Here is a 13,195-nt window from a genome sequence, read left to right as displayed (position 1 = left end):
CCCGTTTATTCGTTGTCCCAAATATAACAAATTCTTGTGGTTTTTAAAGGGTTTTTGTTGTTTTTTGTTTACAAATGTGGTTTTATGTGAAAAAACGCACAATTCCGCAAATTTCCTGTAAAAAAAAGCTAATTTAACCGTGATATGGGTTACATACGTAATCCAAAAGGAGTTTTATGAACCTGATTCGTTATTCTTTCGGACTTGCTGTAGGTGCTGTTTTGGTCGCCTGCGGTGGCAACGCCCCTCAGCCTGCAGTTGAGCCGGCCGAACCGGCTGCCGCCCCCGCACCCCAGGTTTCCCTGGACAGCGCCGTGGACCGTTACAGCTACGCCCTGGGCATGGACTTGGGAAAGGCTATCGCCAATATCAATGTTCCTGTCAAGATGGATGTGCTGATGATTGCCCTCCAGGACGAAGTGGACCCTGCCCGCAAGGTTCTGCTGTCGGATTCCGCTTCGGAATCGGCCCTGCAAGACTTGCTGCTCCGTATGCAGAAGCAGAAAGAGGACGACGAGAAGGCCGCCGCCGCCAAGGCTCTGGAAGACCAGGCTGCTTTCCTCGCCAAGAACGTTTTGGATTCTACCGTGAAGGTGACTCCCAAGGGAGTGCAGTACCGCGTGCTCAAGGCCGGCACGGGTATTTCACCCAAGGTGACGGACAAGGTCCAGGTGCATTACATTGGGGCTTTGTTAGACGGTACACAGTTTGACAACAGCGTCAAGCGTGGTGAACCTCTGGAGTTCCCCGTAGGCGCGGTCATCGAAGGCTGGCAGGACTTGCTCCAGGTCATGAAAGAAGGGGACAAGGTGAAGGCCTGGATTCCTAGCGCCCTGGCCTATGGCGAAGCCGGTGTTCCGCCTACCATTCCTGGCAATGCACTCCTGATTTTTGAAGTGGAACTGTTGAAGGTTTATGCCGAAGTTCCGCCTGTGGATTCTACGGCTGTTCCGGCTGACAGCGCCGCAGCGGCTCCTGCTGATTCTGCCGCTGCAACTGCTGCTCCTGCTGCCGCTCCCGCAGATACGTCTAAACCTGCCGCCGCTCCCGCTGCTGCCGCTCCTGCGGACAGCGCCAAGGCAGCCCCCGCCGCAGTTCCTGCTGCTAAGGCCGAAGCTAAGCCGACAGCCGCCGCTCCTGCAGATACGGCAAAGACAGCTCCTGCCGCAAAACCAGCTGCCGCACCTGCCGATACAGCAAAGGCTGCTCCGGCCAAGCCTGCCGCAGCTCCGGCCGCCAAGCCCGCTGCTGAGGCTAAGAAGCTCGAAGCCAAGCCAGCCGCTAAGGCCGCGCCTGCTGCAAAACCGGCCGCCGAGGCAAAACCCGCAGCAGCTCCTGCAAAGCCTGCCGCCAAACCGGCTGCCAAGCAATAGGTCGCGATAGACAAGTTTTAATAAAGGCGCGGGTCACCCTGCGTCTTTTGTTATAAGTAAGATTTATTATTTTTTGAACCATGAGCAATACTGTGTCCGATTTTTATTCCCAGCATTTCGAAGTTTCCGGGTTTATCCGGGAAGTCTTCGGCTATATGGACCGGTTCAAGGGCCAGCTCTTTGTATTGAAGATTGAAGACGGCCTTATGGACCACCCGCTGTTCCCTGTGCTCATGCGGGATATCGCCTTGTTACACAAGGCGGGAATCCGAATCATTATCGTGCCGGGAACCAGGAACAGCATTGATGCCCAGCTGAAGGCTTGGGAAATCGAGTCCAAGTTCGAAGGTGGCGTGCGGCTTACCAGCGAAGAGGCCTTGCCCCTGATAGAGCAGGCGTCTCTGGGTGTTGCCCAGAGGATTATGAGCCACCTGACGGCTAGCGGCCTGAGCGGTATCCAGGGAAACTGGGTGCTGGCCCGGAGTCTTGGGGTCATTGAAGGTGTCGATTACATGCGGACCGGTCGGATTGAACGGATCCAGCGGGACATCCTGGAGCAGCTTCTGAACGAGAAGTTCGTGCCCATTATTCCGCCCATCGGCTGGAACAAGTTGGGCCAGGCCTACAACATCAGTTCTACGGAACTGGCTACGGAACTCTGCAAGTACATGCAGGTGGGCAAGCTGTTTTTTATCGGCAGCGAGAACGGTATCAGGCTTGAAGGCCTTGCTACTGGCAAGAACACCAAGTATCTGGAACCAACGGACAGTGGCGTGATTTCAGCCTTGGACGTGGACCAGGCCAAGGAACTTCTGGAACTGAATGCCGACAAGCTGAACTTTGCCCAGAAGGATTACCTGCAGAATGCCATCAACGCCTGCGAGGCTGGCGCGAACCGTGTTCACCTGCTGAGCGGCGAGTTCCAGGGCAGTGTGCTGCAAGAAGTATTTAGCGCCAGGGGCGACGGAACCATGGTGTACGCAAACCAGTATTCCAGCATCCGGCCTGCCAATATGGAAGACATTCCCGATATCTTGCGGATCATGCAGGACTATATCGCGAAGGGTTACCTGGTGCCCAGGACCCAGGAGAGCATTTCCGAAAAGCTCAAGGACTATGTGGTGTACAGCATCGACAACAGCATCCACGGCTGCGGCGCCCTCCACGAGTTCGAAGACGGCATGGCCGAAGTGGCCGCCATTGCCGTGGCCGCCAACTACCGCAAGTCCGGTATCGGAGATGCTATCGTGCGGCACTTGATTTCGGTTGGCCGGATGAAGGGCTACAAGAAGCTGTTCCTGCTCACCACCCAGGCTTTGGACTGGTTCTACCCCTTCGGATTCGAAGACGGCTCCGTAGAGGATTTGCCGAAGAGCAAGCGGGAACATTACAACACCAAGCGGAAATCTCGTATCTTGGTTATGCCGCTGGACAAGTGACGCCCATTCGACAAGCTCAGGGCAGGCTCCGCGTCATCCTGAGCGAGATGCCGCGAGGCATTGAGTCGAAGGATCCAGTAAAAGGTGAATATTATGAATACATTGGAAGCCATACGCACACGACGTAGCACCCGCAAGTTCAAGGCGCAACCTGTGGAAATAGAAAAGTTGCAGGCCATTGTCGAGGCGGGGCGTTTTGGACCTACCGGCGGTAATGCCCAGACGAATCACTTCTTCGTGATTTCGGATGGGGCTGTAATCGCTAAGCTCAAGGAGTTGGTTCAGGCCGCATTTGCGAAGATGGAACTTCGTGAAGACCTGTACAAGAGCCTCAAGAATTCTATCACCCTTGCCCGCAAGGGAAACTATTCTTTCTGCTACACCGCGCCGGTACTTATCGTGGTGGCGAACAAGAAGGATTACGGCAACAACATGGCCGACGTGGCCTGTGCCGTAGAAAACATGATGCTTGCGGCCAACGAGCTGAACCTGGGCAGTTGCTACATCAACCAGCTCAAGTGGCTGAACGAAGACCCGACGATTTTGGAATACCTGCGTGGCCTCGGCTTGCGTGAAGATGAGCGGGTGTATGCTTCTGTCGCCGTTGGTTACGCCGACACCGAAAGCGGCCTCCCGAATCGAAACGAGTCTCCTCGCGTCGGCAACGAAGTGGTGTTTGTGTAAAAGGATAGCCAGATGAATTTAAAGATGATGGAAGACGGATTTCGGATGATTCTTACCGGCATGGGCGAAGATCCGAATCGTGAAGGATTGCTGGAAACGCCCCGTCGTGTGGCGAAGATGTACGCCGAACTTATGACGGGACTTTCGGGTGAAATGAAAGCCGAGGATATCCTCAAGACGCGCTTTCACGAAAAGTACGACGAGATGATTATCGTGCCGGACATCGAGTTTGCCAGCATGTGCGAACACCATTTTCTGCCGTTTACGGGCAAGGCCCATGTGGCCTACATTCCGGGCGACTGCGTAGTGGGCCTTTCCAAGATTCCCCGGGTGGTGGAGTTCTATGCTCGCTTCCCGCAAATTCAAGAGCGTATGACCCGCCAGATTGCGGAACTCATCCAGAAGGAACTGAACCCGAAGGGCGTGGCTGTTGTGCTAGAAGCATCTCACATGTGCATGACCATGCGCGGGGTGAAAAAGCCCGGCGCCACCATGGTCACGACCCAGCTTTTGGGCAGGTTCAAGACCGACGAGAAGACCCGTGCGGAATTTATGTCCCGCATATATGCCCCTCGGTAAGGATTTTAGTATAATTATCCTGTAAGAGGGTCCTTCTGCCCCAACCACGGCCTTACGGCCTAACCACTAACCACGGCCTACTAATTATGAACGCTGCTATTCTTACTAACGAGTTTCCGCCGGAGATTTACGGCGGTGCAGGTATTCACGTCAAGTTCCTGACCCAGGAACTGGCAAAACTTTGTCATATAGAAGCCCGCTGTTTTGGCGACCAGAATATTGACGAGGACAATATCCGTGCGATTGGTTTCTCGCGGAAGTTGGGCCTGAACCCGAAGGACGACCGCTTCCAGAAAATTTTCAAGCCGTTGGACATCAACCTCCAGTGGGCGGCAGCCCTCGACAATATCGATGTCATTCACTGCCACACTTGGTATAGCCACTTTGGTGGAGTGCTTGCCAGTCGTCTTTTGCAGTGCCCGCTGATTCTCACCACCCACTCGCTGGAACCCCACCGCCCCTGGAAGGCGGAACAGCTGGGAGATGGCGGCTATGCCATGAGCTGCTGGATTGAACGCACGGCCTATGAGGCTGCCGACGGCGTGATTGCCGTAAGCCAGGGCATGAAACGGGACGTGATGAAGCTTTACGGCGTGCCCGAAGACCGGGTGAAGGTGATTTACAACGGCATCGATCCGGACTTTTATGCACCGACTTTCAATGAAGATATTTTGACCAATTGGGGAGTAGATCCCAAGCGTCCTTATGTATTGTTCGTGGGTCGCATTACCCGCCAGAAGGGCATCAGCCAGCTGATCCAGGCCATTCCGCAAATCGACAAGAGCGCCCAGGTGGTGCTCTGCGCCGGCGCTCCCGATACCATCGAGCTTGCCGACGAGTGCAAGAACCTCATCGAAGAGGTGCAGAAGACCCGCGACGGCGTGGTGTGGATCCAGGAGGCGGTTCCTCACGAGGAACTTCGCGTGCTTTACAGCCACGCTACCGTTTTCGCGACCCCTTCGCTATATGAACCCTTCGGCATTATCAACCTGGAAGCCATGAGCTGCGGCACTCCGGTGGTAGGATCTGCGGTGGGAGGCATTCCCGAAATTATCGTGGACGGCGAGACCGGATTTTTGGTGCCCTTGAAGCACGTCTCCGAAACGGATTTTGACCCGGCAGATCCCAAGGCTTTCCAGACGGACTTTGCAAGCAAGTTGAACAAGATTCTTGAAAATCCAGAACTGGCAAAGAAGATGGGCGAGGTGAGCCGCAAGCGGGCCATCGACGTATTCAGCTGGAAGTCCATTGCCAAGCAGACCTTTGACTTCTACGCCGAATGCATCGAGCGGTACAAGAAAGAAGGCAAGCGGTAATCTTTAAATGTGTAGTGAGTTATGGGTTATGAGTTGTGAGTAGCGTCCGGTCTCTGATTTACAGCGCATCTTGTCTACGTTACATCTCATAACTGATGACTGATAACTCATTACTAATTTCACATTTCATTCCCTGCTTTCTGTAATCCGTTCTACAATCCCCTCTACCGTGAGCAACTCCGGCAGCACAATCTGCTTGGAGGCGTCTCCGGCGGGGAAGATGGCGTAGGTAGGCACCCCTGATTTTTCCATACTTTGCAGAAGTGCGTTGACTTCGGGGGTTTCCCGGGTCCAGTCCGCCTTTACAAGGGCCACGTTCAGGCTGTCCATGGCGCGGACAAAGTCTTCGTCTTCAAGGACGGCGGCTTCGTTGGCCTTGCAGGTGAGGCACCAGTCGGCGGTAACGTCGATAAAGACTGTCCGTTTCGCCTTGGCAAATTCTTCGATGAGTGCAGGGCTGTAGCGGAACCACCCGTCTTCGGTCATTTGCTGTTGCATGCGGGCGTTGAAGGTGGCGATGGCCGCCCGCTCGTATTCGGGAGCAATTCCTGCAAACCAGAGGGAGAACAGTGCGACGCTACTGAGAATGACTACCGCAACTTCGCGGATAAAGGCGGTTCCCGGTTTTGCGAATTTCCCGAGCAATACGGAGCAGGCGATGCTTGCAATAGCGACGGCGGCAAAAAGTTCTACGCCTGTAATTCCCGCCTGTTCATTTACAATCCAGAAAAGCCAGCCAACGCTTGCAAGCAGCAAGACGCCCATTACCCGTTGCAGATGGACCATCCACACGCCAGGTTTCGGGAAAACTTTAAGTACGCCGGGGAAGGCACTCACCAGCATATAGGGGAGGGCAAGACCAAGGCCTGCTGCGCTAAAGAACAAGAACAGGATTGGCGTGGTCTGCGCGAAGGCGAACCCCATGGCGGTACCCAGGAAGGGAGCGGAACAGGGAGTGCTCAGGAGCACCAGGAGCGCACCCGTAAAGAACGCTCCCGCAAGTCCGGATTTTTGGCCTGCGCTGTCCATCTTGGTGGTGGTGCTCCAGGGGAGCCAGATTTCAAAGACTCCGAAAAAGCTCATGGCAAAAGCGGTCAAGATGACCACCATGAAGGCGATAAAGCCTGCGCTCTGGAACTGCATCCCCCAGCCCGCGGACCCGCCGCCGGCCTTGACGGCGGCGACAACGGCGGCCAGCACCCAGAAACTCACCAGGATGCCCGCCGTTGTGGCTCCTCCCAAGGCGAGGAGCCGTCCGCGGCTTTCTCCTGCCTGTTTGATCAGGCTGAAAAGCTTCAAGGAAAGCACCGGCAGAACGCAAGGCATCAGGTTCAGGATAATCCCGCCCACGAAGGCAAAAAACAGCAAGAGCGCAATACTGGCGGAGGCACCGTCGGCAAGCCCGGCCTCACTGCCTGCGCCGTTCTCCCTGGCGTCTGCACGACTTTCGCCTGTGCGACCTTCAACCGCACCTATTTCAGAATCGTTTTTTTTTACGCCAGCGCCTACCGCACCACCGTTTAACGATCCGTCTAATGAGATGGTCTTGCTTGCGGGAGCGAGGCAGATGGAGTTGTCACAGGCCTGGTAATTAAAGGTGACGCTGGTGCCAAGGCTGTCGTAGTTTGTTCCGTCAACAGTTTTTACCGGAATCTTTACGGAAAACGTCCCGCGGAAAGTCCAGATTTCCAGTTCCAGGGCTTCGTTGTATTCCTTTATAGGTTCTGGCCAAACCGCTTCGCCGAATTCAAGCCCTTCGGCCTGGGCTTCGACAGAGGAGGGTTTCAAGAATTCGTCGGTGACCTTGTTGGCGTTTACATGCCATTTGTCGGGAACGGTCACGGTTACGGTAAGGGTTCCGCCATCTTTCAACGCCCCTGCCGAATACTCCATCTGCATTTCGGGAGGCGGCATGGAATTCATGTTGAATTCCTGGGCGAAAACAGTCGTTGCAAACACCAGCAGCAGGTAACAATATTTTGCAAAGAGGCAACAATTGTTTGAATCTTGACAACAGTTGTTTGCCATTTTTTCAAAAATTCGTTTTTTCAGATTCAATTTCATAAATTTTCGCCGTCAAAAAACGGAAGGGAACAATGGAGCAAACGAGCAAAAACAAAGATACAAAAAACGGCAACTGGGTGGAAGAAGCATGGAAGACATATTCACCTCAAATTTACAACTTGTGCAGGATGAGTTGCGAAAGTAGCGAGGATGCCAAGGATGTTTATCAAAATGTCGCCCTGCGTTTTTTCAAATGCGCAAAGAGCATAAAATATGGGGATTCCGTTTTTCCCTGGCTATTTCGGGTTTTTAGGAATTGTTTCTACGACTATGTCCGATTCCGTCAAAAGATGATGCCGTTTTCTATAGCCTCAGATGTAGTGGGGGACTACATGGCCCTGCCTGCCGAAAGTTCGGTGTTTTATCGGGAGGGAAATCAAAAAAATGACGAATTGCAGCGAGTGGTCAATTCCCTTTCTAGGAGCGACCGAGAACTAATCGATATGACATTCCACAAGGGCTTATCCACAGAAGAATTGAGCGTCCTATACGGGGTGTCTTTTAGTGCTATAACCAAAAGGAGAAAATCGGCCATTAAAAGAGCCCGGAATGTTTTGCTGGGCTAGTGCATTTTTGTAATTTTGTAAAGTGCCTTTAATGCGGTTAATTTTTGCCTTGTTGCTTTTAACAAGCACTGTTCTGGCCGACGAGTGGAAAGTCTTTTCCCAACCATCGCCGGTATACTCCGCTATTCCATACGATTCGGGATATGTCTTGGCTACAGGTGGTGGCGTCCAGTTTTCAACACCTAGGATAAAAAGGCTTTGGACTTCTGCAGATGGTTTAGGCGCCACTGCCTTTATGGGCGTTGCGCAGACGGATGCTAAAATATATGCCGTTTCGGAGTATGGATTAGTTGCGGCATTCGATAAGAAAACCGCTAGCTGGAGCATTGCAAATCGCTCTTATCTGAATAAAAAAGTTCAAGTAGTTCCAGGCCAGGTTATATCGGAAAAAAACAATTTGGTTATCGCCTTTGAAGATCGCTTGGCCTTTTTTGACACCGATCAAAGTTCGTTTATTCTGACGATAGATAAAATTGGAAATACCTCCTTGGTTACAAGGTCGCCTCAAAAAATTTCCATTAAGGACGATTCGCTATTTGTTCTTCTGGGAACCGAAATGTATGGCCGCAAAATGAATTGGGATAATATGGGAGCCGACGTGCGGCTGGTAGACCCGACTTCGTGGGCCAAAATAAAAAATATCAGGGATGCTGACCGTTATTTTGACAGTCAAAAACAGGACATTTCAAAAATCGAACGGGAAACTCTTTTTAACAATTATGCACTGGACAGTGTTTACGAAATAGCAGCTGTTTCAGGTGGGGGAATTGTTGCCGCTACATCAAATGGCTGGATGGCGTATAGTGATGGGTACAATTGGCAAAATAGCGTCCCGATTTGGAATGGTGTGGGGAGTTATACCGGGTCTTATGACAACCGGATGAAAATTCTGTCTGCCCTGGATAATGGTTTATTGCTCGCTCATGTGTGGGGAATGGGCTTTTTCCTTTTTAGGGATAACGGATATACTCTCTTTAAGGCCTGGACTCCACAAGACGAGAATAGTTGCCTAGACGAATACTTAAATGATTTTACTGTTGCCATGGGAACAACTGTCGCTCCAGATAGTTCCGGATTTTTGGTGGCGACATCTGGCCAAAAAAATTATGGCCTAGCATATATCACAAAAGACGGCGATATCAGTTGCCTCTCTGAAATAGGTTCCTCCCCTATTGTCGGAACTCTTGCGGCAAAGATTGATGCAGAAACGGGAGAATGGCTGGTATATGTTTCCTCTAGGGAGGCGTTTTATGTTTCATTGGGAGGTTCATTAGATGTCTTCCGGTTGCCGCCACCCTCAAAAAATGGGGGTAGATTGTCGGTTTCCGAAAAGAAAAATTACGCCACACCCGGTGGAAAGGCACCCTTGGATTTTGTTTTTGATAAAGATGACAATGCTTTATGGATGGTTACCGTTGGGAGCCTCGCCTACATGGACGAAGACAGGGATACCCTTGTTCAGCCTAGCTCGACAAAAGGGTTGATTGGCGCCGAGTATACCTCCATGGATAGAGACGTTCAAGGAAATATCTGGCTTGGAACTGCCGACCAAGGCGTGTTTCGTTTGTCAAAGCAAAAAAAATCCAGGGATACCCTAGCTGCAGAACGATGGACTACGGAGCAGGGATTATTGAGTAACAAGGTTCATGATTTGGCAATTGACCCTATTAAGGGTATGATTTGGTTTGCCCACGATGGTGGCGTGACTCGCTATTCCCGAAAAGACCTGAGAAATGCCGAAAAGATGATGACATCGGAAGCTCCCGCAGAAGTAAAGGCTTATCCGAATCCATTTAGACCTAAGCATGGCCAGCGTCTGGTTATTGATAATATTTCAGAAGACTCTTTCGTAAGTGTTTATAATCGCGGCGGGGCGTTGGTAAGGTCGTTTTACGATAGTGACGTTTTGGGTGGCCGTGCGGAATGGGACGGCACCGACAAGACCGGGAAACTTGTGGCTCCTGGAGTTTACCATTACGTGGTCCGCAAAGGGTCCAAGAAAAAAACGGGAAAAATTATATTGATTCATTAGAGGTTGGTGACAATGGGAAAGAAACAGTATTTGGTATTGGCAGCCGCATTAATGGCACTGTTTTCTTGTGGATTGCTTTTGGCTTCTTGTGCTGGGCAACGTCAGGGCGTTGTCTGCGACGAAATAGAGTACCGCTATAACAGCATGTCCTATTCCCCAGACCAGCGCGCATTTATGGAAGAGGAGTTGCGGGCCTGTCGCGAAGAAGAGGCCAAGAAAAAGCAGGGCTCGGCCGAGGCACGCCGCAGCATTTATGAACGGTTTGCTTCTCAGGATACGACATCAAAAATTCATACGGCATCTGATTCTGCAGTGACGGTGGTGCCTCGGGATACTACGGCCGCCGTTCCCTCGGACAGTTCCGCTACGCCGAAGCCTGCGACCTTGCCGGATAGCACGGCAACAGAAAGTGCTTCTGCACCTGCAGACAGTTCCGCAACCGTAGATAGTACGGCTAGCGAGGTTCCGCAAGAATAATGGTTACGGTCCGCACACTTTCGGGTGACGAATTCTCGCCCGACCTTCCGGGACGCCTGCTGAAGATTGCAGGCGATATCCGTGCTGCAGGCGGCCGCGCCTTCCTGGTGGGCGGCTGGGTTCGGGATGCCATGCTGGGCAAGAGCTGCCGGGACTACGATATCGAAGTTTACGACATGGCGCAAGACGCCCTGGTGCCGCTCCTTTCGAAGTACGGCCGCACGAACCTGGTAGGCAAGGCCTTTGGCGTGATTCATCTGGCCATGAAAGGCCTTTCGTTGGACTTTTCCTTCCCCCGCACAGAAAACAAGGTGGGCTATGGCCACCGCGGGTTCGTGGTGCATACCGACGAAAAGCTCAGCTTCAAGGAGGCGGCCCTCCGCAGGGACTTTACCATCAACGCCATGGGCATGGAACTTCCGGAGCTTACCCTTTGTGATCCCTACGGAGGAGTGGAAGACCTGAAGGCCCACAGGCTAAAGCATGTGAGCGATGCCTTCGCCGAAGATTCCCTGCGAATTTTGCGGGGTGTGCAGTTCGCTAGCCGTTTCGAACTGACGCTTGCGCCAGAAACGGCGGAACTTTGCAAGAGCCTTTCCCTGGAGGACCTTTCCAAAGAAAGGATTTACGAGGAGTTCAAGAAGTGGCTCCTTAAGCCGGGCAAACCTTCTTTGGGCCTGCGGGCATTTCTGGAAATGGACCTGTTGCGGTTTTTCCCGGAGGTGAAACCCCTGGCTGGCAGCTACGAAAATCTGGGACAGTTCCTGGACAACATGTCCAGAAATGCGGCCGCCGAGCCCGAGGAGTCTCGGATGGCGATGGCCTTTGCAGCGCTCCTTTCGGGGAATTCCTGTGCCAAAGACTGGGAGAAATTCCTAACGGGCATGACCAACGAAGTGAAGCTCCTGCGGAACGTTCCGAAGCTGTTGAGGTATTCGTCTACGGCTTCTCCCGAAGGCGCGTTCCTTGACGATTCTGAGATTCGCCGGCTGTCCGTTGCGCTGGAAGGCCTGCGGGAATACTGCATTCTTGTTGTTTCTAACCCGATGTTCGGTGAACAGGCTCGCACGGCTTTTGTGGAACGATTGAAGGCGCGGGCCCTTGAGCTGGGCGTTTTTGAAAACGCTCCGGAGCCTTACCTTACAGGCCGCTACCTGATGTCACTTGGATTAAAACCCGGCAAGCAGTTTGGCGACCTGATTCGCGAAAGCTTTGAACTCCAGCTAGACGGCAAGCTGCAAGATGCAGAACAGGCAGAGACCTGGGCCAAGGCCAAACTAGGCCTTTAGCAAACCCGTCCCTTTTAATTCCCGTTCAGTTTTGCAAGCAGCTCGGAGGCCTGAGTGACCTCGTTCAGTATTGTTAAGATAAGGGCCAAGGAAAAGAAAATTAGTTTGCGCTTTTCAGACGGGATTTTTGAAACCTGATTCAAGATGATAAATACGAGAATCCAGTCGGTGACATAGAAAACCCTTTCGCCCGATGCATAGATTGTTGGGGAGAAAAACATCATGGCTTCGCAAAGGATAGCCACGATAAAGAGGATTGCGCTCTTTGCTCCGAGATGCTTTTGGATTAAAAACAGGGTGAAGGCCGTTGCAGCAAACCACCAAGTCATAGCAAGGATGTTCATTGGGGTCGCTTGTGCAAGGCTAGGGAGAACTTCGGGTTTTACGGCAGGGTCGATGTAGTTGATACCCATGTCGGCAAGCGGGGTGATTCCTGCCAGCGGAAGGAGTGCTATTGCAGAAAATAGCGCAGCCGCTATGACAATCGGCTTGTTTTTGGCTGCTCCGGAAAGTAGGGCAGCAATCCAGATGAGTGCGAAGAAGATTTTGCCTTCGTTGGCGAAAGACGACAATAGCCATTGGGCCGAAATAAAGGCGTGCTCCCCGACGGAAAGCTCCTTGAACGCGGGGAACCAGGTCTCTGTTTCGGCTGCGATTCTCAGGGAATTTCCGGGGGCAGTAAGGACAATGGCAAAAACGGCAAGTAAGACGGAGGATTCAACATAAAGCAGAGAAGAAACAGATTTCTTTTGAAGTTTGTTGAAGATGATGCCGCCTGCAAAGTAGGCCAACAAGAAAAATCCTATTTGTTCTATTGACGAGACGGCAAACAAGCCGAAGGGAATCGATGCAAGGATTTTTTTTGTGGAATCGGTGCCGGAAATAAAGCAGTCCAAGGTGAGGTAAATGCACAGGAGCGCGCTGACCAATGCCCAGGTGTAAAAGACGGAACCGTTGACCCAGACGGCAGCGTGCCCGAAGGTGACTACGTCCATTAGCAGGAATCCTGCGCAGGTCAAGAGAAACAGGCGTAGATCGCTCCATGTAGGTTTTGCGCCGACATCGCCGGGATTAATCTTCTTGAAAATCAGGAACACGAGGGTCGGGAGCATGGTGACCATGAAGGCATTCGCCACACGCCAGAACCAGATTCCCAGAGTAAAGGTGACGTAGATGGCGGTCTCTCCGCCGATGCGGCCTGTCCAGGTCAGGTAACGTTCCTTGAGGTATTCAAGAAACGACATACTCTTGACGCAGCTGTCAAAGAAGGCGTCATCACCGTCGGAATAATTGATTTTACAGAAAACGGCAAAGGCCGCTAGAAAAATGGCGCCGAGCGGGATGAACTTTTTACACTTGGCTAGGCACATTCGCAG

The 13,195-nt window shown here is 52.3% G+C and carries 11 protein-coding genes; 9 read left to right on the top strand and 2 right to left on the bottom strand.

What is annotated here, in order from left to right; translation table 11 throughout:
- Positions 1–176 precede the first annotated feature (176 nt).
- The 5 genes from IKB43_05255 (at position 177) to glgA (ending at position 5,391) form a co-directional block, all read left to right on the top strand.
- On the top strand, positions 177–1,373 hold the full coding sequence (locus tag IKB43_05255) for an FKBP-type peptidyl-prolyl cis-trans isomerase (protein ID MBR2469548.1): 1,197 nt from the start codon (positions 177–179) through the stop codon (positions 1,371–1,373).
- 80 nt (positions 1,374–1,453) lie between these two features.
- The gene (argA, locus tag IKB43_05250; GenBank protein ID MBR2469547.1) at positions 1,454–2,812 is read left to right on the top strand and encodes an amino-acid N-acetyltransferase; all 1,359 of its coding nucleotides are present in this window, start codon (positions 1,454–1,456) and stop codon (positions 2,810–2,812) included.
- A 93-nt stretch (positions 2,813–2,905) separates the two neighbouring features.
- Positions 2,906–3,496 carry a nitroreductase gene (locus IKB43_05245; protein MBR2469546.1) on the top strand — a complete coding sequence of 197 codons (591 nt, stop codon included), beginning with the start codon at positions 2,906–2,908 and terminating at the stop codon, positions 3,494–3,496.
- A gap of 12 nt (positions 3,497–3,508) precedes the next feature.
- Complete coding sequence (gene folE / locus IKB43_05240) at positions 3,509–4,075, top strand: GTP cyclohydrolase I FolE (GenBank protein ID MBR2469545.1); 567 nt, start codon at positions 3,509–3,511, stop codon at positions 4,073–4,075.
- An 86-nt stretch (positions 4,076–4,161) separates the two neighbouring features.
- A complete protein-coding gene (gene glgA / locus IKB43_05235) occupies positions 4,162–5,391 on the top strand; it encodes a glycogen synthase (protein ID MBR2469544.1) in 1,230 nt (409 codons plus the stop codon).
- 126 nt (positions 5,392–5,517) lie between these two features.
- On the opposite strand, the gene IKB43_05230 is transcribed toward glgA, so the two are convergent.
- Positions 5,518–7,314, bottom strand: coding sequence for a thioredoxin family protein (locus IKB43_05230; GenBank protein MBR2469543.1), 1,797 nt, complete (start codon positions 7,312–7,314; stop codon positions 5,518–5,520).
- Positions 7,315–7,487: 173 nt separating this feature from the next.
- On the opposite strand from IKB43_05230, the gene IKB43_05225 reads away from it, so the two are divergent.
- Genes IKB43_05225 through IKB43_05210 form a run of 4 tightly spaced genes read left to right on the top strand, consistent with a single transcriptional unit; the run spans position 7,488 to position 11,819 of the window.
- Positions 7,488–8,021 (top strand): sigma-70 family RNA polymerase sigma factor, encoded by a 534-nt coding sequence (locus IKB43_05225; GenBank protein MBR2469542.1) that lies wholly within the window; start codon positions 7,488–7,490, stop codon positions 8,019–8,021.
- Positions 8,022–8,052: 31 nt separating this feature from the next.
- Positions 8,053–10,053 (top strand): hypothetical protein, encoded by a 2,001-nt coding sequence (locus IKB43_05220; GenBank protein MBR2469541.1) that lies wholly within the window; start codon positions 8,053–8,055, stop codon positions 10,051–10,053.
- A gap of 12 nt (positions 10,054–10,065) precedes the next feature.
- The gene (locus IKB43_05215; protein ID MBR2469540.1) at positions 10,066–10,530 is read left to right on the top strand and encodes a hypothetical protein; all 465 of its coding nucleotides are present in this window, start codon (positions 10,066–10,068) and stop codon (positions 10,528–10,530) included.
- Complete coding sequence (locus IKB43_05210) at positions 10,530–11,819, top strand: CCA tRNA nucleotidyltransferase (protein MBR2469539.1); 1,290 nt, start codon at positions 10,530–10,532, stop codon at positions 11,817–11,819. The genes IKB43_05215 and IKB43_05210 overlap by 1 nt, the downstream gene beginning before the upstream one ends.
- A 14-nt stretch (positions 11,820–11,833) precedes the next feature.
- On the opposite strand, the gene IKB43_05205 is transcribed toward IKB43_05210, so the two are convergent.
- Positions 11,834–13,189 carry a hypothetical protein gene (locus IKB43_05205; protein ID MBR2469538.1) on the bottom strand — a complete coding sequence of 452 codons (1,356 nt, stop codon included), beginning with the start codon at positions 13,187–13,189 and terminating at the stop codon, positions 11,834–11,836.
- Between the last annotated feature and the right edge of the window lie 6 nt (positions 13,190–13,195).

Origin of the sequence: Fibrobacter sp. (assembly GCA_017503015.1) — a bacterium.
Classification (GTDB): domain Bacteria; phylum Fibrobacterota; class Fibrobacteria; order Fibrobacterales; family Fibrobacteraceae; genus Fibrobacter.
This window is presented reverse-complemented; position numbering and strand designations above follow the sequence as displayed.

Bases quoted from the DNA above. Each gene is read 5' to 3' on its own strand.
- IKB43_05215 (MBR2469540.1), top strand. From the start codon at position 10,066: ATGGGAAAGAAACAGTATTTGGTATTGGCAGCCGCATTAATGGCACTG.
- IKB43_05225 (MBR2469542.1), top strand. From the start codon at position 7,488: ATGGAGCAAACGAGCAAAAACAAAGATACAAAAAACGGCAACTGGGTG.
- IKB43_05205 (MBR2469538.1), bottom strand. From the start codon at position 13,189: ATGTGCCTAGCCAAGTGTAAAAAGTTCATCCCGCTCGGCGCCATTTTT.
- IKB43_05230 (MBR2469543.1), bottom strand. From the start codon at position 7,314: ATGAATTCCATGCCGCCTCCCGAAATGCAGATGGAGTATTCGGCAGGG.
- argA (MBR2469547.1), top strand. From the start codon at position 1,454: ATGAGCAATACTGTGTCCGATTTTTATTCCCAGCATTTCGAAGTTTCC.
- folE (MBR2469545.1), top strand. From the start codon at position 3,509: ATGAATTTAAAGATGATGGAAGACGGATTTCGGATGATTCTTACCGGC.
- glgA (MBR2469544.1), top strand. From the start codon at position 4,162: ATGAACGCTGCTATTCTTACTAACGAGTTTCCGCCGGAGATTTACGGC.
- IKB43_05255 (MBR2469548.1), top strand. From the start codon at position 177: ATGAACCTGATTCGTTATTCTTTCGGACTTGCTGTAGGTGCTGTTTTG.
- IKB43_05220 (MBR2469541.1), top strand. From the start codon at position 8,053: ATGCGGTTAATTTTTGCCTTGTTGCTTTTAACAAGCACTGTTCTGGCC.
- IKB43_05245 (MBR2469546.1), top strand. From the start codon at position 2,906: ATGAATACATTGGAAGCCATACGCACACGACGTAGCACCCGCAAGTTC.
- IKB43_05210 (MBR2469539.1), top strand. From the start codon at position 10,530: ATGGTTACGGTCCGCACACTTTCGGGTGACGAATTCTCGCCCGACCTT.